Here is a 23,015-nt window from a genome sequence, read left to right as displayed (position 1 = left end):
GCAGCTGCGGCGGGAGCGGATGCCGGCGCGGGGGCCGGCGCCGGAGCGGGCGATGCGCCCGCGGCGGTAGAGCCTTCGAGAATGGCCAGCAGGTCGCCGATGTTGACGGTGTCGCCCAGCTTGACCTTGAGTTCCTTGAGCACGCCGGCGGCCGAGGATGGGATTTCCATCGAGGCCTTGTCGGATTCGACGGTGACCAGCGATTGCTCGGCCTTGATGGTGTCGCCGGGCTTGACCAGCACTTCGATGACGGACACGTCCTTGAAGTCGCCGATGTCGGGCACGCGGACTTCGACCGGGCCGGAGGCCGAAGGTGCGGCGGCAGGTGCCGGTGCCAGTGCCGGCGCGGAGGCTGCGGGGGCTGGCGCAGCGGCTGCCGCCTTTTCCTTGGGGGCCGGGGCGGCTTCGGCGCCGGCGCCCGCCACTTCCAGCGTCAGCACGACCGAGCCCTGCTTGACCTTGTCGCTCAGCTTGACCCGCAGCTCCTTGACCACACCCGCGTGGCTGGAGGGGATTTCCATGGAGGCCTTGTCGGACTCCACGGTGATCAGCGACTGCTCGGCCTTGACGGTGTCGCCGGGCTTGACCAGCAATTCGATCACGGTCACTTCGTCGAAATCCCCGATATCAGGAACTTGGATGTCTACCACTGCCATATTCTTGTCTCCGTTTGCTTCAGGCGTTCAGGCGTCTACGTCGGGGTTTTAACTCAAGCGTAAAGCGGGTTGATCTTGTCGACATTGATGCCGTATTTTTTGATGGCCTCGGTCACCTTGGCAACCGGCACCGTGCCCTCTTCGCTGAGCGCCTTGAGCGCCGCCACGACGATGTAATGGCGGTTGACCTCGAAGTGCTCGCGCAGCTTGCTGCGGAAGTCGCTGCGGCCGAAGCCGTCGGTGCCCAGCACCTTGTAGGTGCGGCCCTTGGGGATGAAGGGACGGATCTGCTCGGCGTAGGCCTTCATGTAGTCGGTCGACGCGATGACGGGGCCGGTGTGCTTCTCAAGCTGCTGGGCCACGAAGGACACCTGCGGCTTGTCGGCCGGGTGCAGCAGGTTCCAGCGCTCGGTGCCCTGGCCGTCGCGGGCCAGTTCGTTGAAGCTCGGGCAACTCCAGACATTGGCGGCAACACCCCATTCTTTTTCGAGCAATTCCTGCGCGGCGATGGATTCGCGCAAGATGGTGCCGGAGCCCAGCAACTGCACGCGCGGCGTGAGCTTGGCGCCTTCTTTGCACAGGTACATGCCCTTGATGATCTGCTCTTCGGTGCCGGGCTTGAGGCCGGGCATGGCGTAATTCTCATTGAGCAGGGTGAGGTAGAAGTAAACGTTGTCCTGTTTCTCGACCATGCGTTTCAGGCCGTGGTGCAGGATCACGCCGACTTCGTGCGCGAAGGTCGGGTCGTAGCTGATGCAGTTGGGAATGGTGCCGGCCAGGATGTGGCTGTGGCCATCTTCGTGCTGCAAGCCTTCGCCGTTGAGCGTGGTGCGGCCCGAGGTGCCGCCGAGCAGGAAGCCGCGCGCCTGCATGTCGCCGGCCGCCCAGGCCAGGTCGCCTATGCGCTGGAAACCGAACATCGAGTAGTACACGTAGAAGGGCACCATGATGCGGTTGTTGGTGCTGTACGAGGTGGCCGCCGCGATCCAGCTGCTCATGCCACCGGCCTCGTTGATGCCTTCCTGCAGGATCTGGCCCTGCTTGTCTTCCTTGTAGTACATCACCTGGTCTTTGTCGACCGGCGTGTATTTCTGTCCGTCGGGGTTGTAGATGCCGATCTGACGGAACAGGCCTTCCATGCCGAAGGTGCGGGCTTCGTCCACCAGGATGGGCACGACACGCGGGCCCAGGGCCTGGTCGCGCAGCAGCTGCGTGAGGAAGCGCACATAAGCCTGGGTGGTGGAGATTTCGCGGCCTTCGGCCGTGGGCTCGATCACCGACTTGAAGGTCTCCAGCGCGGGCACGGTGAACTGCTCGTCGGCCTTGACGCGGCGGTGTGGCAGGTAGCCGCCCAGGGCCTTGCGGCGCTCATGCAGGTAGCGCATCTCGGGCGTGTCGTCGGCCGGCTTGTAGAAGGGAATGTCGGCCAGCTTGCTGTCGGGGATGGGAATGTTGAAGCGGTCACGGAAGGCCTTGATGTCCTCGTCGGCCAGTTTTTTGGTCTGGTGGACGTTGTTCTTGCCTTCGCCGATCTTGCCCATGCCGAAGCCCTTGACGGTCTTGACGAGCAGGACGGTGGGCTGGCCCTTGTGCTTGACGGCCGCGTGGAAGGCCGCATAGACCTTTTGCGAATCGTGGCCGCCGCGGCGCAGGTTGAAGATGTCCTCGTCGCTCATCTTGGCGACCATCTCGAGCGTGCGCGGGTCCTGGCCGAAGAAATGCTTGCGCACATAGGCGCCGTCATTGGCCTTCATGGCCTGGTAGTCGCCGTCCAGGGTGTCCATCATGACCTTGCGCAGCGCGCCGTCCTTGTCGCGGGCCAGCAGCGGGTCCCAGTTGCTGCCCCACAGCAGCTTGATGACGTTCCAGCCGGCGCCGCGGAACTCGCCTTCGAGCTCCTGGATGATTTTGCCGTTGCCGCGCACCGGGCCGTCCAGACGCTGCAGGTTGCAGTTGATGACGAAGACCAGGTTGTCGAGCTTTTCGCGCGCGGCCAGGCCGATGGCGCCCATGGATTCGACCTCGTCCATCTCGCCGTCGCCAAGGAAGGCCCAGACCTTGCGGTTTTCGGTGTTGGCGATGCCGCGGGCATGGAGATACTTGAGGAAACGCGCCTGGTAGATCGCCATCAATGGGCCCAGGCCCATGGAGACGGTGGGGAACTGCCAGAACTCGGGCATCAGCTTGGGGTGCGGGTAGCTGGACAGGCCCTTGCCGTCGACTTCCTGGCGGAAGTTGAGCAGCTGTTCTTCGGTCAGGCGGCCTTCAAGGTAGGCGCGGGCATAGACGCCGGGCGAGACATGGCCCTGGATGTAGAGGCAGTCGCCGCCGTGGTTCTCGCTCTCGGCGTGCCAGAAGTGGTTGAAACCGGCACCGAACAGGCTGGCCAGCGAGGCGAAGGAGCCGATGTGGCCGCCCAGGTCACCGCCGTCGGCGGGGTGCAGGCGGTTGGCCTTGACCACCATGGCCATGGCGTTCCAGCGCATGTAGGCGCGCAGGCGCTCCTCGATCTCGAGGTTGCCGGGCGAGCGCTCTTCCTGGTCGGTTTCAATGGTGTTGACGTAGCCGGTGTTGGCCGAGAAAGGCATGTCTATGCTTTTCTGGCGGGCGTGCTCCAGGAGTTGCTCCAGCAGGAAGTGGGCGCGCTCCGGGCCTTCGCTTTCGATGACGGCGGACAAGGCGTCCATCCACTCTCGGGTTTCCTGGCTGTCTTTGTCCAGCGCGTCGTTGGCGGCGGCGCGCAAGTTGTCGCCGGCTTGGGTGGGATTGGCAGCCATTTTTGTCTCCTGAGTAGCCTGATAAAGCTTGTTTAAGCTGCGATGCGGCCTCTTGTCGAGCCGCTCACAGGGCCTGTGTCCAACTTGGGTCTAAACGTGTTGTAAACGCAAATTAGATTCAAGTCCCTAGTTTCTCATAATATTTGTGAGATTTCAAATAGTGCCTATTGATTTCATATTGAGAAATTTAACAGTAAGCATACGTCGCATCCATGGGCCCGGGGCAAGCCTTTTCCGCGACATTTCCGCGGCATTGCCGTCGCATCGCCGCGCCGCGCTTCACCTTCAAGAATCAGGGACAACCCTGCCTCGCACGGGGCATCTCCCTTAAACTGCACCATTCCTCCTATGACCCAGCAAGCCCCTGCCCTCGCCGAATCCGCGGTGACCCCCGCTCCCCTGGCCCTGTGGCGCCGCTGGTGGCGCCGGCAGTCGCCGTCGCGCCAGGACCGCTTCATCACGCTGGGCCCGCTGCTGGCCGTCGCGCTCTTCCTGGCGGCCGTGATCGCCGCCTTCGGCTACCTGCGCATCGAGGAAATCGACCGCGAGCAGCAGGCCGTCAAGCGCGACGTCGAATACGCCCAGCAGCGCCTGCGCCTGCGCCTGCTGGAGCGGCAGGAGCAACTCATGCGCATAGGCCGCGACGTCTCCAACAAGGAGGTCGACACCGAGGAATTCATCACCCAGGCCGAGTCGCTGGTCAACCAGTACCCTGAACTCATGGCGGTGACCTGGGTGGACAGCAAGCGGCGCATCAAGGTGGCCTATGTATCGCCCAGCGCCAATGGCAGCCAGCTGCGCGGCGCGGGCGAACAGCTCAAGGTCGGCGAGACCGACGGCACCTACGAGCTGGCCAGGGACCTGCGCCAGCCGGTGTACTCGCGTCCGCTGACGCCCAAGGAGGCCGGCGGCTACAACGCGCCCACCCTGCAGTTGCAGGTACCGCTGGACGACCAGGGCAAGTTCGCCGGCGTCATCATGGGCGAATACTCCATCGACGGGCTGCTGCGCTTCGGCGTGCCGACCGAGGTCACCGCCAAATACGCGGTAACCCTGATCGATGACAAAAACCGGGTGCTGGCGGGCAACCTGCCGCCGCCGCGCAATCCCGCGGCACGGTTGCTGCCCTGGTCCGACGGCGCGGCCGAATACGAGATACCGGTCTCGCCGGTCGGCAACGGCCTGCTGATACGCGCCGAGGGCTACCGCGCCTCGCTGGGCGTGGTCGGCAGCGGCTTTTTCTGGCTGGTCAGCGCGCTGAGCGCGCTCACGGTGTGGATGCTGCTGGGCACCTGGCGCCATACGCGCCGCCGCGTGCAGGCCCAGCAGGCGCTGATCGCCGAGACCAACTTCCGCCGCGCCATGGAAAACTCCATGCTGACCGGCATGCGCGCACTCGACCTGCAGGGCCGCATCACTTACGTCAACCCGGCCTTCTGCCAGATGACGGGCCTGACCGAAGGCGACCTGGTGGGCCGCACGCCGCCCTTCCCGCACTGGCCGGAAGGCGAGATCGACACCCTGATGCAGCGGCTGGACGACGAGCTGCACGGCCGCACACCGCCGGGCGGCTTCGAGGTGCGCGTCAAACGCAAGAACGGGCAGATCTTCGACGCGCGCATGTACGTCTCGCCGCTGATCGACCCGCGCGGCCAGCAGACCGGCTGGATGACCTCCATGACGGACATCACCGAGCCCAAACGGATACGCGAGGAACTGACCGCCTCCTATGAGCGCTTCACGACAGTGCTCGAAGGACTGGATGCGGCCGTCTCGGTGGCGCCGCTGGGCAGCGAGGAACTGCTGTTCGCCAACAAGCTGTACCGCTCCTGGTTTGGCGGCGAGGTGTCGGGCCACCTGAACCTGATCGCGCAGGCCGGCGTGCCCAGCGCCGTGCCCACCGACGACACGCTGGACGCGGTCGACGGCCTGGCCGGTTTCCCGACCGATACGCTGACGGCGGCGCAGACGGAAAACGCCGAGATTTACGTGCCCGAACTCAGCAAATGGCTGGAAGTGCGTTCACGCTACCTGACCTGGGTGGACGGCCGCCTGGCCCAGATGGTGATCGCCACCGACATCACGCCGCGGCGCCATGCCGAGGAGCAGGCCGCCCAGCAAAACGAGCGGGCCCAGACCGCCAGCCGGCTGATCACCATGGGCGAGATGGCCTCCAGCGTGGCGCATGAGCTGAACCAGCCGCTCACCGCCATTAACAACTACTGCAACGGCATGGTCTCGCGCATCAAGGGCAAGCAGATCAGCAACGAGGACCTGCTGATCGCGCTGGACAAGACCGCCAAGCAGGCGCATCGCGCCGGGCAGATCATCCAGCGCATACGCTCGTTCGTCAAACGCAGCGAGCCCAACCGCATGGCGGCCGACGTGGCCACCATGGTCAGCAACGCCATGGAGCTGGCCGACATCGAACTGCGCCGCCACCATGTGCGCCTGAGCCACTACATTGCGGCCCGCCTGCCCGAAATCATGGTGGACCCCATCCTGATCGAGCAGGTGCTGATCAACCTGATGAAGAACGCGGCCGAGTCGATCGAGCAGGCCCACCTGCCCACGGCGCGCCGCAGCGTCGAGCTGCGCGTGGTGCCCAAGCAGATCGAAGACCAGGCCGTGGTGGAGTTTTCCGTGCTGGACACCGGGCGCGGGCTGTCGCCCGAAGTCATGGGCCGGCTCTATGAGGCCTTCTACTCCACCAAGGCCGAAGGCATGGGCATAGGCCTGAAGCTGTGCCGCAGCATCGTCGAGTCCCACCAGGGAAGAATGGAGGCCGAGAACCTCTACAATGGGGATGAAGTGGTGGGGTGCCGGTTTACCTTCTGGATCCCTGTGGCACCCCTGATCCTGCCGACGGCACCAGCCGGCGACAGCACGGCAGCCAGGAACGCGGGCGTTCACTGAAAACCCTTCAAGAACCGTCTCTTGAGAAGTTCACGAAAGAAAGTTTGGCATGAGCTTGATTCCCAAAAAAGGTACCGTCTACGTCGTTGATGATGACGAGGGCGTGCGCGACTCGCTGCAGTGGCTGCTCGAGGGCAAGGACTACCGCGTCCGCTGCTACGACTCGGCCGAAACTTTCCTCTCCCGCTACGACCCGCGTGAAGTGGCCTGCCTGATCGTCGACATCCGTATGGGCGGCATGACCGGGCTGGAACTGCAGGACCGCCTGGTCGAGCGCAAGTCGCCGCTGCCCATCGTGTTCATCACCGGCCACGGCGACGTGCCCATGGCGGTCAACACCATGAAAAAAGGCGCAATGGACTTCATCCAGAAGCCTTTCCAGGAAGAAGCCCTGGTCAACCTGGTCGAACGCATGCTGGAGCAGGCCAAGGAAGCCTTCAGCGAGTTCCAGCAGTCCGCCAGCCGCGACGCCCTGCTGGCTAAACTGACCTCGCGCGAGGCCCAGGTGCTGGAGCGCATCGTGGCCGGCCGGCTCAACAAGCAGATCGCCGACGACCTGGGCATCAGCATCAAGACGGTGGAGGCGCACCGCGCCAACATCATGGAAAAGCTCAACGCCAACACCGTGGCCGACCTGCTCAAGATCGCCCTGGGGTCCAACGCGCCCAAAGGCTGATCACTCCTTCGCTGTCTTCCCGGCAGCCCTTTGACTACTGTATTCGCCCGTATTGATTGAACCAGCGGGCGTTTTCACTTTGAAAAGCCGATTCAAAAATGACCGCCCAGCTGATTGACGGAAACGCCCTCTCCAAACAATTGCGCGCCGACGTCGCACAGCGGGCCGCCGCCCTGCGCGCGCGCGGCGTCACGCCCGGCCTGGCCGTGGTGCTGGTGGGCGAAAACCCGGCCAGCCAGGTTTATGTGCGCAACAAGGTGAAGGCCTGTGAGGACAGCGGCCTGCATTCGGTGCTCGAAAAATACCCCGCCACCCTCAGCGAAGCCGATCTGCTGGCACGCGTGGACGCGCTCAACAAGGACCCGTCCATCCACGGCATCCTCGTGCAGTTGCCGCTGCCCGCACACATCGACGCGCACAAGGTCATCGAGGCCATCTCGCCGGCCAAGGACGTGGACGGCTTTCACGTCGCCAGCGCCGGCGCGCTCATGGTCGGCCAGCCCGGCTTCTGGCCCTGCACGCCTTACGGCTGCATGAAGATGCTGGAGAGCATTGGCTACGACCTCAAGGGCAAGCATGCCGTGGTCATAGGCCGCAGCAACATCGTCGGCAAACCTATGGCGCTGATGCTGCTGCAAAAGAACGCCACCGTCACCATCTGCCACAGCGCGACTAAGGACCTCAAGGCCATGACGCTGCAGGCCGACGTGGTCGTGGCCGCCGTCGGCAAGCGTAATGTGCTGACGGCCGACATGGTCAAGCCGGGCGCCGTCGTGATCGACGTAGGCATGAACCGCAACGATGAAGGCAAGCTCTGCGGCGACGTGGATTTTGAGGGCGTGAAGGAAGTCGCGGGCTACATCACGCCGGTGCCGGGCGGCGTCGGCCCCATGACCATCACCATGCTGCTGGTCAATACACTCGAAGCCGCTGAGCGCGGTTGAAGCGGTTTTTCTCAGTCCGCCGTGGACGGCTGGGCAGTTTGCGCTGTGGGCATCAGGCGCCACAGCGCCAGGCCGGCGCACAGCCATTGCACGACATACAGGGCCGTGCCCAGGCCATGCCAGAGCTTGAGGCTGCCGCCTTCGGCACGCGCGCTGACGATGCGCGGCGCGATGCCGAACTCCACCAGCAAGGCCAGCAGCAAGCCGGCCACGACGAACTTCATGGCGGCCTGCGCCTGCCGCGCGAGGGCCGCATCGTCTTTTTTGTTGAGCACCAGCAGCAGGAGCATGGCGCAACCGGCGCTGAGCCAAGTCTGGGCCGTGAAAAGCTTGGCCGCCATGGCGCCGGCCACGGCGGGTGCGCCCAGATTGGCGAACAGCATGGGGACGACGACAAACCCCAAAGCCGTCAGGCTGCCCCACCAGAGGGCTGCCACCATCACATTGAAGCGCTGCTTCATGAGAAATTTTCCGACGGGCCGCCCCTAGGAAAATTAGCCCCCTTGGGGGGCAGAGAACTACACATAGTGAGTGAGCGTGGGGGCCACATTTTTTAGATGTACATCACCGCGATGATTTCATAGCGCTTGACGCCGCCCGGCGCCTGGACTTCGGCCGTGTCGCCCTCGTCCTTGCCGATCAGCGCCCGCGCAATCGGCGAGCTGATGTTGACACGGCCCAGCTTGATGTCGGCCTCGTCTTCCCCGACGATCTGGTAGGTCACCTTGTCGCCGGTGTCTTCGTCTTCCAGTTCTATGGTCGAGCCGAAAACGACCTTGCCGCCCGCGTCCAGCTCGGACGGGTCGATGATCTGCGCAGCGGAAAGCTTGCCCTCGATTTCCTGGATGCGGCCCTCAATAAAGCCCTGGCGATCCTTGGCTGCGTCGTATTCGGCGTTTTCGCTGAGGTCGCCCTGGGCGCGCGCTTCGGAAATCGAATTGATGACCCAGGGGCGGTCAACGGTTTTCAGCTGGTGCAATTCCGCCTTGAGGCTTTCCGCGCCGCGTTTGGTGATGGGGATGGTGGCCATGTTTTTGCTCCTGCAAAAGCGAAACCGCCACCAGTCACCTGGCGGCGGCGCTTGAATTCAAAACTTCAATGAAACAAGTTTAATGCAAATCAGGCCCGGCGAAATCCGGGAAAAACCGGTGGCCGGGCCCGGGCTTTCAGGCCAGCTGGGCGTGCAGTTCTTGCACGGAATAGACCGGCAGGTTGTCCAGGTACTTCATGCCCTCCACGGCCGCTTCGGCGCCGGCAATCGTGGTGTAGGTCGTCACGCGGGCCAGCAGCGCCGAGGTGCGGATCTGGCGCGAATCGGTGATCGCGTTGCGCCGCTCTTCGACGGTGTTGATGACCAGGGCAATCTCGTTGTTCTTGATCATGTCCACCACGTGCGGCCGGCCTTCGGTGACCTTGTTGACCACGGTGCAGGCAATACCCGCCGCCTGGATGGCGGCCGCCGTGCCTTTGGTAGCTACGAGCTCGAACTTCTGCGCGGCCAGCGCGCGAGCGACTTCCACGGCGCGCGGCTTGTCGTTGTTCTTGACGGTCAGGAAGACCTTGCCCGAGGTCGGCAGCTTGGTGCCCGCGCCCAGTTGGGACTTGACGAAGGCCTCGCCGAAGGTCTTGCCCACGCCCATGACCTCGCCGGTGGACTTCATCTCGGGGCCGAGAATCGTGTCCACGCCGGGGAACTTGACGAAGGGGAATACCGCTTCCTTGACGCTGAAGTAAGGCGGCGTGACTTCATCCTTGATGCCCTGGGACGCCAGCGACTGGCCCACCATGCAGCGCGCCGCCACCTTGGCCAGCTGAATGCCGGTGGCCTTGCTGACGAAGGGCACGGTGCGCGAGGCACGCGGATTCACCTCAAGCACGTAGATCACGTCCTTGCTGTCGATGTTCTGGATTGCGAACTGCACATTCATGAGGCCCACCACCGTCAGCGCCTCGGCCATGGCGGCGGTCTGGCGCTTGATTTCGGTGACGGTTTCGGCACTCAGCGAATACGGCGGCAGCGAGCAGGCCGAGTCGCCGCTGTGCACGCCGGCTTGCTCGATGTGCTCCATCACGCCGCCTATGAAGGTACGGCCTTCGGGGTCGCGCAGGCAGTCGACGTCGCACTCGATCGCGTCGTTCAGGAAGCGATCCAGCAGCACGGGCGAGTCATGGCTGACCTTGACGGCTTCGCGCATATAGCGTTCGAGGTCGCGCTGCTCGTGCACGATTTCCATGGCACGGCCGCCCAGCACATAGCTGGGGCGCACCACCAGGGGGTAACCCAGCGCGGCGGCTTTTTCGAGTGCCTCGGGTTCGGTGCGCGCCGTGGCGTTGGGCGGCTGGCGCAGCTTGAGTTCGTGCAGCAGCTTCTGGAAGCGCTCGCGGTCTTCGGCCGCGTCGATCATGTCGGGCGAGGTGCCGATGATGGGCACGCCGTTGGCCTCGAGGTCCAGCGCCAGCTTCAGGGGCGTCTGGCCGCCGTACTGGACGATCACGCCCAGCGGTTTTTCCTTGTCGACGATCTCGAGCACGTCTTCCAGCGTCAGCGGCTCGAAATACAGGCGGTCGCTGGTGTCGTAGTCGGTGGAGACGGTCTCGGGGTTGCAGTTGACCATGATGGTCTCGTAGCCGTCTTCGCGCATGGCCAAAGCCGCGTGCACGCAGCAGTAGTCAAACTCGATGCCCTGCCCGATGCGGTTGGGCCCGCCGCCCAGCACCATGATTTTTTTCTTGTCGGTGGGCGCGGCTTCGCACTCGCTGCCCTCGGCCTCGTAGGTCGAGTACATGTAGGCGGTGTTGGTCGCGAACTCGGCGGCGCAGGTGTCCACACGCTTGTAGACCGGGCGCACGCCCAGGGCGCGGCGCTTTTCGCGGATGGCCGTGTCGGTGGTCTTGAGCTGCTTGGCCAGGCGGCGGTCGGAAAAGCCTTTTTGCTTAAGCGTGCGCAGCGTGACGGCGTCAATCTTGTCGAGCGAGGTGGTTTCGAGTTCAAGCTCAATCTTGACGATTTGCTCGATCTGGATGAGGAACCAGGGGTCGATCTTGGTCAGCGCGAACACCTCGTCGACGCTCATGCCCTGAGCGAAGGCATCGCCCACGTACCAGATGCGGTCCGGGCCGGGCGCGCCGAGTTCTTTCTCGAGCACCTCGCGGTCCTGGGTTTTCTCGTTCATGCCGTCCACGCCGACTTCCAGGCCGCGCAGTGCTTTCTGGAAGGATTCCTGGAAGGTGCGGCCCATGGCCATGACCTCGCCGACGGATTTCATCTGCGTGGTCAGGCGCGAATCGGCCGCCGGGAATTTTTCGAACGCGAAGCGCGGGATCTTGGTGACCACGTAGTCGATGCTGGGCTCGAAGCTCGCGGGGGTGGCACCGCCCGTAATCTCGTTGCGCAGCTCGTCCAGCGTGTAACCCACGGCCAGCTTGGCCGCGACCTTGGCGATCGGGAAGCCCGTGGCCTTGGAAGCCAGCGCCGAGGAACGCGAGACGCGCGGATTCATTTCGATCACCACCATGCGGCCGTCGACCGGGTTGATGGAGAACTGCACGTTGGAGCCACCAGTATCCACACCGATTTCGCGCAGCACGGCCAGGGAGGCGTTGCGCAGGATCTGGTATTCCTTGTCGGTCAGCGTCTGGGCCGGGGCGACCGTGATGGAGTCGCCGGTGTGCACGCCCATGGGGTCCAGGTTTTCGATGGAGCAGACGATGATGCAGTTGTCGGCGGTGTCGCGCACGACCTCCATCTCGTACTCTTTCCAGCCGAGCAGTGATTCTTCAATCAGCAGCTCGTTGGTGGGCGAGGCTTCGAGGCCGCGCTTGCAGATGACTTCGAATTCTTCGGAGTTGTAGGCGATGCCGCCGCCGGTGCCGCCCAGCGTGAAGCTGGGGCGGATCACGGTGGGAAAGCCGACGCTCTTTTGCACGGCCCAGGCTTCGTCCATGCTGTGCGCGATGCCGGAGCGGGCCGAGCCCAGCCCGATCTTGGTCATCGCGTCCTTGAACTTCAGGCGGTCTTCGGCCTTGTCGATGGCCTCGGGCTTGGCGCCTATCAGCTCGACCTTGTACTTGTCGAGCACGCCGTTGTGCCACAAGTCCAGCGCGCAGTTGAGCGCGGTCTGCCCGCCCATGGTCGGCAGGATGGCGTCGGGACGCTCCTTGGCGATGATTTTTTCAACCGTCTGCCAGGTGATGGGCTCGATGTAAGTGACGTCGGCGGTGGCCGGGTCGGTCATGATCGTCGCGGGGTTGCTGTTGATCAGGATGACCTTGTAGCCCTCTTCGCGCAGCGCCTTGCAGGCCTGAACGCCGGAGTAATCGAACTCACAGGCCTGGCCGATGATGATGGGACCGGCACCGATGATGAGGACGCTTTTGATGTCTGTGCGCTTAGGCATTCTTCTTCTCCCCGGCCTGTTCCATCAGCGCGGTGAAACGGTCAAACAAGTATGAAATATCGTGCGGGCCGGGCGAGGCTTCCGGGTGGCCCTGGAAGCAGAACGCCGGCTTGTCGGTGCGGGTCAGGCCCTGCAGCGTGCCGTCGAACAGGCTGATGTGCGTGGGCCGCAGGTTGGCGGGCAGGCTTTTTTCGTCGACCGCGAAACCGTGGTTCTGGCTGGTGATGCTGACGCGGCCGTTGTCCAGGTCCTTGACCGGGTGGTTGGCGCCATGGTGGCCGAACTTCATCTTGAAGGTCTTCGCGCCGCTGGCCAAGGCCATGATCTGGTGGCCCAGGCAGATGCCGAAGGTCGGGATGCCGGTTTCGATCAGCTCACGCACCGCCTTGATGGCGTAGTCGCAGGGCTCAGGGTCGCCCGGCCCGTTGGCCAGGAAGATACCGTCGGGTTTGAGCTTGAGCACGTCGGCCGCAGGCGTTTGCGCCGGCACCACCGTGATGCGTGCACCGCGTTCAGCCATCATGCGCAGGATGTTCTTCTTCACGCCGAAGTCGAAGGCCACGACGTGGAACCTTGGCGTGATCTGCACCCCGTAGCCCGCGCCCAGCTTCCACTCGGTCTGTGTCCATTCATAGGTCTGCTTGACCGAAACGACCTTGGCCAGGTCGAGGCCGGCCATGCTGGGGGCACCGCGGGCCGCCGCGACGGCTTTCTCAATCGCCGGCTGGCTCACCGCCTCGCCCGCAGACAGGGCCAGTATGCAGCCGTTTTGCGCGCCCTTGGTGCGCAGGTGGCGGGTCAGTTGGCGGGTGTCTATGCCGGCGATGGCGACGGTGTTTTCCTTGACCAGGTAGTCGGACAGGGTCATGGACTTGCGGAAATTCGAGGCCAGCAGCGGCAGGTCCTTGATGATCAGGCCGGCGGCGTGGACTTTTTCAGCCTCGACGTCTTCGGCATTGACGCCGTAGTTGCCGATGTGCGGGTACGTGAGGGTGACGATCTGCTGGCAGTAGCTCGGATCCGTGAGGATTTCCTGGTAGCCGGTCATCGCGGTGTTGAACACCACTTCGCCGACCGTGGAGCCCGCGGCTCCAATCGAATTGCCGATAAAGACCGTGCCGTCTGCGAGCGCCAGGATGGCGTGAGGGGTGTTTCCCTGTAGAGACAAAAGCACTGGGTTCTCCGGGTTGGTTACGGTTCGCCCAAGCGTGCACAAGATACGTCTCGGTCAAGACTCTTGCAGGCTGCTTTTGAGAGGGTGGTGGCTTTGTATGCGCTCGGGCGAAGCTGTGTTTTGAAAAGCCACTGATTATAGCCTAGGGACGTGGCCCCCACGCTCCCCCACTTCGTGTGGGTCGCTACCCCCCGAGGGGGCCGCCCGCCTGCGGCCCGGCAAAGCCGGTTCCGCGGCTCAGGCTGGTGAAGACAAAACTCCCAATGTCGCCCACCGTCCGTGGGTTTACGAATCAGAGATGGTCAACGAACTGGCGTACAGGCAAATCGCGGCAGCCGCGGCCACATTGAGCGACTCTTCGCCGCCCGGCTGGTCTATGCGGACCTTGAGGGCAGCCCTGGCCATCAGGTGGTCGCCGACGCCCTGCCCTTCATGGCCCATGGCCCAGGCGCAGGGCATGGGCAGTTTTTGCTGGTGCAAAAAGCTGCCTTGGTGCGAGCTGGTGACGACGATGGGAACCGCCAGGGCCGCCAGGGCCTCGGGCTCCAGGCCCTCCACCAGCTGCAGCGCAAAGTGCGCGCCCATGCCCGCGCGCAGCACCTTGGGCGACCAGAGCGCCGCCGTGCCCTTGAGGGCGAGGACCTGGCTAAAGCCGAAAGCCGCCGCGCTGCGCAAGATGGAGCCGACGTTGCCGGCGTCCTGCACCCGGTCCAGGATCACTGAGGCTGCGCCTGGCTTCAGGCCGGCAGCGGCGGGCAGCCCCATCACAAAGCCCATGCGCGCAGGCGACTCCAGGCCGCTGATCTCGGGCAGCAAGGCGTCGGGGATCACGATACTTTTGACAGCCGCCCGCGAAAATTCAGCAGGTGCCGCGGGCCAATAGGACTCGGCGAAAACGGCCAGCGCAGGTTTGAATCCACGCGCCAGCGCCGCGCGGCACAGGTGGTCACCTTCCAGCCAGACGCGCCCCTGCTTGCGATAGGCCGTGCTGTCCTGGGAGAGCTTGCGCAAGTCCTTGATCAGCGGGTTGTCGCGCGAGGTGAGGTGCGTGGCTTCGGTGGACGGCCCGCCGGAGGAGGCAAAGCCTGAACTCACCGCAGAACCTCGGCCACGGGCCCGAAGGACTTGCGGTGCTGCGGGCAGGCGCCGTGCTCGCGCAGCGCGGCAAGGTGCTCGGCCGTGCTGTAGCCCTTATGGTCGGCAAAGCCGTATTGCGGGTATTCCAGGTGAAACTCGGCGCACCAGCGGTCGCGGTGCACCTTGGCGAGGATGGAGGCCGCCGAGATGGCGGGCACCAGCGCATCGCCGCCCACAATGGCTTCCGACAGGATCACCAAGGTGGGCAGGCGGTTGCCGTCGACCAGCACCTTGTTGGGTTTCAGACGCAGGCCCTCCACCGCGCGCTTCATGGCCAGCATGGTGGCCTGCAGGATGTTGAGGCTGTCGATTTCCTCCACGCTGGCCTCGGCGATCGAGCAGCACAGGGCCTTGGCGCGGATTTCGTCGTAGAGTTTTTCGCGGCGCAGGGCCGTGAGTTTTTTGGAGTCGGCCAGTCCCTTGATCGGGTTCAACTCGTCAAGAATGACGGCGGCGGCCACCACCGGCCCCATCAGGGGGCCGCGCCCCGCCTCGTCAACGCCGGCCACCAGCCCGGGTATGTCCCAGGACAGCGCGGTTTGCTCAGCTTTCAAGAATTTGCTGGATCGCATCGGTCGCTAATGTTGAAGTGTCCCGCCGCAGTTCGGTGTGCAGCGCGGCGAATCGTTGTTCCACGGCCGCTATTTTGTCAGGTGCCGATGATTTTGCATCCACCCACTGCAGGACGGCCGCGGCCAGCGCTTCGGGCGTCGCCTGGTCTTGCAGCAGCTCCGGAACCACGAAGTCCCGGCACAGGATGTTGGGCAGGCCCACCCAGGGCTGCAGTTTTTTGCGCCGCATGATCTGCCACGACAGCCAGTTCATGTTGTAGGCAATGACCATGGGCCGTTTAAAAAGCGCCGCCTCCAGCGTGGCGGTGCCGCTGGCGATCAGCGTGAAGTCGCAGGCTGCCAGCGCGGTGTGCGACTGGCCTTCTAGGATTTGCAGCTGTGCTCGCATGCCGGTTTCGCCCGCGATGCGTTCGATGACGGCCTTCAGGGCAGGAATGGCCGGTACGACGAAGCGGACGGACGGCTGCGCCCGCCGGATCAGGGCGGCCGCCGCAAAGAACCGCTGAGCCAGGTACTGGATTTCCGACTTCCGGCTGCCCGGCAGGATGGCAATCACGGTGTCTTCATCCCGCAGGCCCAGCGCGCGCCGCGCGGCGGCCCGGTCGGGCTGAAGCGGAATGACATTGGCCAGCGGGTGCCCGACATAGGTCGCGGCAATGCCGTGGGCGGCCAGCAACGCCGGCTCGAAGGGAAAGATGCACAGCACGTGGTCCACGCTGCGGCGGATTTTCTCGACGCGGTCGGCCCGCCAGGCCCAGATGGAGGGGCAGACGAAATGCACGGTCTTGATGCCCTGGGCTTTCAGCGCGGCCTCAAGGTCCAGGTTGAAGTCGGGCGCATCCACGCCGACGAAGACGTCGGGACGTTGCGCCAGCAGGCGTTGCTTGAGCTGCTCGCGTATGCCGACGATCTCGCGGTAGTGGCGTAGCACCTCGACGTAACCGCGCACGGCCAGCTTCTCGCTGGGCCACCAGGCTGCAAAACCGCGTCTGACCATCTGCTGGCCGCCTATACCGCTGGAAGCCAACGCCGGCCAACGGGCCTTGAGGCCGTCAAGCAGCAAACCCGCCAACAGGTCGCCGGAGGTTTCCCCAGCGACCATGGCCACCTGGGGCCGTGCCGTGGAGCCGCCAGCCTCTCCACGGGCTGGCAGAGGGCTGGTCTCGAGAGACATGGGCCTTACCGGACGATGCCGCGTTGCGGCGAGGTTTGCTCCAGGAAGGAGAGCATCATCTGCACATCGGGCGCCGCGTCCGGATGCTTCCCGGTCAGCTCGGCAATGCGAGCGCGCGCCTGCTCCAATGTGAGGTCGTCACGGTACAAGGCCTTGTGCATGGCCTTGACGGCGGAAATACGGTCGGGCGAAAAACCACGCCGGCGCAAGCCCTCGAAATTCATGGACCGCGCCTCGGCGGGCTGGCCCTGCACCATGACAAAAGGCGGCAGGTCGGCGAACAGCAACGAGCACATGGCCGTCATGCTATGTGCGCCCAGCCTGACAAACTGATGGACCACCGTGAACCCGCCCAGGATCACCCAGTCGCCCACATGCACATGGCCGGCCAGCTGGGAGTTGTTGGCAAAAATGGTGTTGTTGCCGACCGAGCAGTCATGCGCCAGGTGCACATAGGCCATGAGCCAGTTGTCGTTGCCCACGCGCGTCACGCCGGTGTCGCCCGGCGAGCCGATGTTGAAGGTGCAGAACTCGCGGATCGTGTTGCGGTCGCCTATGACCAGCTCGCAGGGCTCGCCCGCGTACTTTTTATCCTGCGGAATCGCGCCCAGCGAATTGAACTGGAAAATCCGGTTGTCGCGGCCTATGGTGGTGTGGCCTTCGATGACGCAGTGCGCGCCGACCGTGGTGCCCGCGCCTATCTTCACGTGCGGCCCGATGACGGTGTAGGGCCCGACGCTCACCGACTCATGAAGCTGGGCTTGCGGGTCCACGATGGCCGTGGCGTGTATGCCCGGCGCCTGAGGGGATGCTGTCATGTCGCGCTCGCCTGGATGGTCACGGCCCAACTCACGCGATGGTGCGCATGGTGCACATCAATTCAGCCTCGCAGGCGACGGTGTCACCGACGCGGGTCACGCCCTTGAACTTGAAGATACCGGCTTTCATGCGGTCCAGCGTGACGTCCATGATCAGTTGGTCACCGGGCTCGACGGGTCGCTTGAAGCGCGCGCCGTCTATACCCGCGAAGTAATAAACCGTCTTGTCGTCGGGCGTCACGCCCAGGGTTTCAAAAGCCAGCAAGGCGGCGGCCTGTGCCATGGCTTCGAGCATCAGCACGCCGGGCATGACCGGGTGATGCGGGAAATGGCCCATAAAAAACGGCTCGTTGATCGTGACGTTCTTGAGCGCCTTGATGCTTTTGCCTTTTTCAATTTCGAGTACGCGGTCCACCAGCAGGATGGGATAGCGGTGCGGAAGCTGCTTGAGAATTTGGTGGATATCCATCATGATTTTTCTTCAATGTGTCCTGAGTTCAGAATGGCTTTTTCAGCCAGCCGCAGGCGCTCGCGCAGCGTGTGCAGTTGCTTGAGCGTCGCGGCATTTTTTTCCCAGACAGCATTGTCGTCGATGGGAAAGAGCCCGGTGTAATTTCCGGGCTTGAGGATGGACCGCGTCACAACGGACGCGGCCGACACATGCACATGGTCGGCCAGGCTCAGGTGGCCCAGCACGATGGCCCCGCCGCCCACCGTGCAGTGGGCGCCTATGGTGGCGCTACCCGCGACGCCGGCGCAGCCGGCCATGGCGGTGTGCTTGCCCACCCGCACGTTGTGGCCGATCTGGACCAGGTTGTCGAGCTTGACGCCGTCTTCGAGGATGGTGTCCTGCAGGGCGCCGCGGTCTATGCAGGTGTTGGCCCCGATTTCCACGTCATCGCCTATCAGCACGCCGCCCAGTTGCTCTATCTTGACCCATTGCCCCTGGTGCAAAGCAAAACCGAAACCGTCGGCGCCTATCACCGCGCCCGGATGCACAATGCAGCGCGCTCCCATGCGGCAACCGTCCGCCAAAGTGACGCGTGCCGACAGACGGCTGCCGGCTCCGACCTGCGCGCCCCGGCCGATGACGCAGTGCTCGGCGATGCGGGCCCCCTCGCCTATGACCGCGCCCTCCCCTACGCAGGCAAACGCCCCCACCGACACGCCGGGGGCCAGCGAAGCCGTGGGATCAATAAAGGCACTGGGGTGAATCTGCGGCACGGCCTGCGGGGCATGCCGCTGCTTCCAGAGCTGGGTGACCAGCGCGAAAGCGTGATAGGGGTCGTCCACCACGACGCAGGCGCCCCGGGCTACGGCAGCCTGCCGCGCGGCAGGCGCAACGATGACGCAGGCGGCAGCGGATTGCGCCAGCTTGGCCAGGTATTTAGGATGGCTGAGGAAGCTCAGGTCCTGGGGCCCGGCGGCTTCCAGGGTGGAGAGCCGCTCAATTTGCAAGCCTGGGTCGCCGATCAATTCGGCATTGAGGCCGGCGAGGAACTGGGCGATGTCGGCAAGACGGAGTGTCACACTGCGCCTGCCGTTTTGACGATGGAGGTCGTGCTGAACACCCCCGCCATCAACGGGCGGCGTTCAGCGCCTTGATCACCTTGTCGGTGATGTCGTGTTTGGGGTTGACGTAGACCGATTCCTGAAGGATCAGGTCGTACTTTTCGGTTTCGGCCAGGGTTTTCACGACCTTGTTGGCGCGCTCAATCACCTGCTGGAGTTCTTCGTTTTTACGGGTGTTCAGGTCTTCCTGGAACTCGCGGCGCTTGCGCTGGAAATCCCGGTCCTGGTCCACCAGCTGCTTTTGCCGCGTGTTGCGCTGGCTTTCGGCCAGCGTGGGCGCCTCACGCTCAAACTTGTCGGACAGCGTCTTGAGCTGGTTGGCCAGGTCGTTCAGCTCTTTTTCACGCTTGCTGAATTCCTGCTCGAGCTTGGTCTGGGCGGCTTTGGCGGAATTGGCTTCGCGGAAAATCCGGTCCAGATTGACGACACCGACCTTGAACTCCTGCGCACTCGCGGAGAAGCCCGCCAATGCGACAACAAGGCCGAGGAAAATTTTGTGTGAAAGATGCTTCATTAGAAAGATGTACCAATTTGGAATTGCAACCGCTCTATTCTATCGCCTGGCTTTTTACGCAGGGGCGTGGCAATGGCGATCCGCAAAGGCCCCAATGGGGAAATCCAGCTGATGCCGACGCCGGTTGAGACACGCAGGTCATTCAGCTTGTATTGCTCTTTTTCCCCGAACACGTTGCCGGCGTCGATAAAACCGTACAAACGCAAGGTCCTGTCATTGCCGGCGCCCGGGAATGGCGCTATCAGTTCGGCGTTCAGGGTCAGTTTTTTCGGTCCGCCAACGGCCAGGTCGGACGCGTCGCGCGGGCCCAGGGAGCCCTGTTCGAAACCGCGCACCGATCCGAGGCCGCCCGAGTAATAGTTCTTGAACAGCGGATAGGGTTGGCCGTTCAGTCCCTTGCCCCAGCCGAACTCGCCGTTCAGGGCGACGGTGAACTGCTTGTTCAGCGGAATGTACTGCTGGATCTGGTAATTGGCCCGCACGAACTTGATGTCCCCGGCGACACCCCAGTCGCCGTACACGCGTTGGTAGCGGCCCATGGTGGGAACCAGGGAGCTGTCCCGGCTGTCGCGGGACCAGCCCACCGTCAGGGGAATCGAGTCGCTTTTGTAGCCAAATTGATTGGCATAGGTCAGGTAGCTGGCCGGCAGGTTGGTGCCGGGAACAATGGTCAGTTGCTCGTAACCACTGCCGAAATAGACGGTGTCGTTCTCGGTGAACGGCACCCCGAAACGAATGCTGGCGCCGCGGGTTTTCAGGCTGTAATCTCCGCCCTGGCCGGAAAGCGGCTTGGAGGTGCGGTCGTAAACGTCGATGGTGCGCGAAATGCCGTCGGCGGTGAAATACGGATCTATGGTGCTCAGCACCAGCTGGCGGTTGGACTTGCTGGTATTGAGCTCAATACCCAGGTAGTTGCCCGAGCCGAAAACGTTTTCCTGCTTGATGCCGAACAGCAGGGACACGCTGTCCGCGCTGGAATAACCCGCGCCGAGCTGCAGGTTGCCGGTGGGTTTTTCCGTCACGGTCATCGTCACGTCGACCTGGTCCTGGGTGCCGGGCACTTCCTGCGTGTCTATGTTGACGTCGGTGAAGTAACCCAGGCGGTCCACGCGGTCGCGCGAAAGGCGGATTTTGTCGCCGTCGTACCAGGACGACTCGAACTGGCGGAACTCGCGGCGCACGACTTCGTCGCGCGTGCGGTTGTTGCCGGCCACATTCACGCGGCGCACATAGGCACGGCGGGAAGGATCCGCCTGGATCACAAAGGCCACACGGTTGTTGCTGCGGTCAATCTCGGGCACGGCCTCGACGCGCGCAAACGCAAATCCGAAGGTGCCGAAATAGTCGGTGAAGGCCTTGGTGGTTTCGGCCACCTGGTCGGCGTTGTAGGGCTCGCCCGGTTCAATCTTCACCAGGGTCTTGAACTCTTCTTCCTTGTTGAGGTAGTTGCCTTCGAGCTTGACGCCCGACACCACAAAACGCTCGCCTTCGCTCACATTGACGGTGATGGCAATGCTTTGTTTGTCCGGGGAGATCGCGACCTGGGTGGACTCGACCTTGAACTCCAGGTAGCCGCGCGACAGGTAGTAGGAGCGCAGCGTCTCGATGTCGGCATTGAGCTTGGTGCGCGAGTAGCGGTCGGACTTGGTGTACCAGCTCAGCCAGCCGCCGGTGTCCAGGTCAAACAGGTCCAGCAGCGTCGATTCGCTGAACGCCTTGTTGCCGGTGACGTGGATTTCCTTGATCTTCGCGACCTCGCCCTCAACGACGCTGAAGGTCAGGTTGACGCGGTTGCGCTCGATCGGCGTGACGGTGGTGATCACTTCGACGCCGTACAGGCTCTTGTTGATGTACTGGCGCTTGAGTTCCTGCTCGGCCTTGTCGGCAAGCGCCTTGTCGAAAGGCTGCCCGTCGGCGACGCCCGCTTCGCGCAGCGCTTTTTTCAGCGCTTCCTTGTCGAATTCCTTGGTTCCGACGAAATCCACGTCGGCGACGGTGGGACGCTCTTCAACAATCACCACCAGCACGTCGCCGCTGACTTCCAGTCTTACGTCCTTGAACAACCCCAGGCCGAACAGCGCGCGAATGGCGGTCGAGCCCTTGTCATCGTTGTAAGTTTCACCGACACGAAAGGGAAGCGATGCAAAAATGGTTCCAGGCTCCACGCGCTGCAAACCCTCAACCCGAATGTCGCGCACCGTGAAAGGGTCAACCGCCCAGGCGGTGCTGGCTGCAAAAAGACCGGCGGCTATGGCGCAAACTGCGCGAACTTTGAAGCGATTTATTTGTTTTTGCATGAAATGTATGGAATTAGCCCAAGAGCCGGGTGACATCGTTAAACAGGGCAACACACATCATGCCCAGCAGGATCGCAACGCCACCGCGCTGCAACCGGTCCATCCAGGCGTCAGACACGCCTCGGCCAGTGATCCCCTCCCAAAGATAATACATCAGGTGCCCCCCATCCAGAACCGGCAGCGGGAGTAAATTCAGGACACCAAGACTCACGCTGATCAGGGCCAGGAAGGTCAGGTAATAGCTCCAGCCCAGGCTGGCCGACTTGCCCGCGTAGTCGGCAATCGTGAGCGGCCCGCTGAGGTTTTTGAGCGAGGCCTGGCCGGTCAGCATTTTCCCCATCATGCGCAGCGTGAGCGCGGACACCTGCCAGGTACGGGCAGCGCCTTGCCACAAGCCGTCGACGAAGCCGTAGCGCACCGTCACGAGTTCGGGCGTGGTCCCCACATAGGCGTCGATACGGGGCACCACCGTCCCGTTCACGGTCTTGAGCTCCGGGGTGACCTGCAGTGCCAGAGTCTGGCCGGCACGAACGACCTGCCAATTTTGGGGCGCCACCGCAGCCCCGCCCGCGCTGGAAGCCGGGACCGAGGTCCGTATGGTTTCACGCAAATGCTGGCCGTCGACGATGGCTGTATCGCCAATGCGCACCACCACATCGCCGGCATGCAGGCCGGACTTTGCGGCCGCCCCCCCGGGCATCACATCCCCGATCACGGGACGGGTCCAGGGCCCCAGGATGCCGATTTTGCGGAACAGCTGGGCATCGGCTTCGGGAGCGCCCAGGCTGCTCAGCGGCAGACGCACCGTCTGCCCGGCGCCCGCGGTGCCCGCGCCCAGCACCAGCGTGAGGTCACGGCCGTCGAGTGCGCCCTGGGTCAGGCGCCAGCGCAGGTCCTCAAAAGAGCGGACGTCCTGGAGTTCATCACCTTCAAAAGCCGCCTGCGCCACGGTTTCCTGGCCGCGCAGGCCGGCTTTTTCCGCGAGCGATCCGGCCACGGGGCCGGCGAGGATGGCTTTGGGCTCCTGCAGGCCGCTCCAGTTGAGGATGGCATACAGCAGCATGGCCAGCAGCAGGTTGGCCGCCGGGCCTGCCGCCACCACGGCGGCACGCGATTTCAGCGGCTGGGTGTTGAAGGCCAGGTGGCGCTCGCCCGGATCGACGGGCGCCTCGCGCTCGTCCAGCATCTTGACGTAACCGCCCAGGGGCAGCATGCCGATGGAGAACTCGGTGGATTTGTTTTTGAGCTTCCAGCTGTAAATCGGCTTGCCGAATCCGATCGAAAATTTAAGGACCTTGATGCCGCAGGCCACGGCCACACGGTAGTGGCCATATTCGTGCACAGCGATCAGGATTCCCAGCGTCACAACGAAAGAAACCAGGGTCAGCATG

The 23,015-nt window shown here is 63.6% G+C and carries 18 protein-coding genes; 3 read left to right on the top strand and 15 right to left on the bottom strand.

What is annotated here, in order from left to right; translation table 11 throughout:
- Positions 1–656 (bottom strand): acetyl-CoA carboxylase biotin carboxyl carrier protein subunit (locus PMI15_RS08105; protein WP_007866465.1); only part of this gene is annotated, 656 nt, incomplete at its 3' end.
- A gap of 53 nt (positions 657–709) precedes the next feature.
- A complete protein-coding gene (aceE, locus tag PMI15_RS08100) occupies positions 710–3,433 on the bottom strand; it encodes a pyruvate dehydrogenase (acetyl-transferring), homodimeric type (protein ID WP_007866463.1) in 2,724 nt (907 codons plus the stop codon).
- Positions 3,434–3,781: 348 nt separating this feature from the next.
- Here aceE and PMI15_RS08095 point away from each other — a divergent pair, with 348 nt between their 5' ends.
- The 3 genes from PMI15_RS08095 (at position 3,782) to folD (ending at position 7,969) form a co-directional block, all read left to right on the top strand.
- Positions 3,782–6,349, top strand: a complete 2,568-nt coding sequence (locus tag PMI15_RS08095; RefSeq protein ID WP_007866461.1) for a PAS domain-containing sensor histidine kinase — start codon at positions 3,782–3,784, stop codon at positions 6,347–6,349.
- Between the two features lie 49 nt (positions 6,350–6,398).
- A complete protein-coding gene (locus PMI15_RS08090; RefSeq protein ID WP_007866460.1) occupies positions 6,399–7,025 on the top strand; it encodes a response regulator transcription factor in 627 nt (208 codons plus the stop codon).
- Between the two features lie 98 nt (positions 7,026–7,123).
- Positions 7,124–7,969: a bifunctional methylenetetrahydrofolate dehydrogenase/methenyltetrahydrofolate cyclohydrolase FolD gene (gene folD / locus PMI15_RS08085; protein WP_007866457.1), complete on the top strand. Its 846-nt coding sequence runs from the start codon at positions 7,124–7,126 to the stop codon at positions 7,967–7,969.
- Positions 7,970–7,980: 11 nt separating this feature from the next.
- Here the strand turns inward: folD and PMI15_RS08080 are convergent, their stop codons facing one another.
- The 13 genes from PMI15_RS08080 to rseP form a co-directional block, all read right to left on the bottom strand.
- Positions 7,981–8,430 (bottom strand): DUF4149 domain-containing protein, encoded by a 450-nt coding sequence (locus tag PMI15_RS08080; protein WP_007866455.1) that lies wholly within the window; start codon positions 8,428–8,430, stop codon positions 7,981–7,983.
- Between the two features lie 92 nt (positions 8,431–8,522).
- Positions 8,523–8,999: a transcription elongation factor GreA gene (gene greA, locus PMI15_RS08075; protein ID WP_007866454.1), complete on the bottom strand. Its 477-nt coding sequence runs from the start codon at positions 8,997–8,999 to the stop codon at positions 8,523–8,525.
- 136 nt (positions 9,000–9,135) lie between these two features.
- Positions 9,136–12,366, bottom strand: coding sequence for a carbamoyl-phosphate synthase large subunit (gene carB / locus PMI15_RS08070; protein WP_007866452.1), 3,231 nt, complete (start codon positions 12,364–12,366; stop codon positions 9,136–9,138).
- Positions 12,359–13,540 carry a glutamine-hydrolyzing carbamoyl-phosphate synthase small subunit gene (gene carA, locus PMI15_RS08065; RefSeq protein ID WP_007866450.1) on the bottom strand — a complete coding sequence of 394 codons (1,182 nt, stop codon included), beginning with the start codon at positions 13,538–13,540 and terminating at the stop codon, positions 12,359–12,361. Before carA ends, carB begins: the two co-directional genes overlap by 8 nt.
- Before the next feature lie 285 nt (positions 13,541–13,825).
- Entirely contained in the window at positions 13,826–14,635 is an 810-nt protein-coding gene (locus PMI15_RS08060; protein ID WP_007866445.1) for an RNA methyltransferase, read from the bottom strand.
- Positions 14,632–15,249: a ribonuclease HII gene (rnhB, locus tag PMI15_RS08055; protein ID WP_007866442.1), complete on the bottom strand. Its 618-nt coding sequence runs from the start codon at positions 15,247–15,249 to the stop codon at positions 14,632–14,634. Before rnhB ends, PMI15_RS08060 begins: the two co-directional genes overlap by 4 nt.
- Positions 15,221–16,423 (bottom strand): lipid-A-disaccharide synthase, encoded by a 1,203-nt coding sequence (lpxB, locus tag PMI15_RS08050; protein ID WP_081499574.1) that lies wholly within the window; start codon positions 16,421–16,423, stop codon positions 15,221–15,223. The genes rnhB and lpxB overlap by 29 nt, the downstream gene beginning before the upstream one ends.
- A 5-nt stretch (positions 16,424–16,428) precedes the next feature.
- Positions 16,429–17,241 (bottom strand): acyl-ACP--UDP-N-acetylglucosamine O-acyltransferase, encoded by an 813-nt coding sequence (gene lpxA / locus PMI15_RS08045; RefSeq protein ID WP_007866438.1) that lies wholly within the window; start codon positions 17,239–17,241, stop codon positions 16,429–16,431.
- A gap of 31 nt (positions 17,242–17,272) precedes the next feature.
- Complete coding sequence (gene fabZ, locus PMI15_RS08040; RefSeq protein ID WP_007866435.1) at positions 17,273–17,713, bottom strand: 3-hydroxyacyl-ACP dehydratase FabZ; 441 nt, start codon at positions 17,711–17,713, stop codon at positions 17,273–17,275.
- Positions 17,710–18,771: a UDP-3-O-(3-hydroxymyristoyl)glucosamine N-acyltransferase gene (lpxD, locus tag PMI15_RS08035; protein WP_007866428.1), complete on the bottom strand. Its 1,062-nt coding sequence runs from the start codon at positions 18,769–18,771 to the stop codon at positions 17,710–17,712. The genes fabZ and lpxD overlap by 4 nt, the downstream gene beginning before the upstream one ends.
- Positions 18,772–18,820: 49 nt before the next feature.
- Positions 18,821–19,327, bottom strand: a complete 507-nt coding sequence (locus tag PMI15_RS08030; RefSeq protein WP_007866425.1) for an OmpH family outer membrane protein — start codon at positions 19,325–19,327, stop codon at positions 18,821–18,823.
- Positions 19,327–21,624 carry an outer membrane protein assembly factor BamA gene (gene bamA, locus PMI15_RS08025; protein ID WP_007866422.1) on the bottom strand — a complete coding sequence of 766 codons (2,298 nt, stop codon included), beginning with the start codon at positions 21,622–21,624 and terminating at the stop codon, positions 19,327–19,329. The genes PMI15_RS08030 and bamA overlap by 1 nt, the downstream gene beginning before the upstream one ends.
- Before the next feature lie 13 nt (positions 21,625–21,637).
- The gene (rseP, locus tag PMI15_RS08020) at positions 21,638–23,014 is read right to left on the bottom strand and encodes an RIP metalloprotease RseP (protein WP_007866419.1); all 1,377 of its coding nucleotides are present in this window, start codon (positions 23,012–23,014) and stop codon (positions 21,638–21,640) included.
- Position 23,015 lies beyond the last annotated feature (1 nt).

Source organism: Polaromonas sp. CF318, assembly GCF_000282655.1.
Taxonomy (GTDB): Bacteria; Pseudomonadota; Gammaproteobacteria; order Burkholderiales; family Burkholderiaceae_C; genus Polaromonas.
The sequence above is the reverse complement of the archived record's forward strand: the minus strand, read 5'-3'. Positions and strand labels throughout refer to the sequence as shown.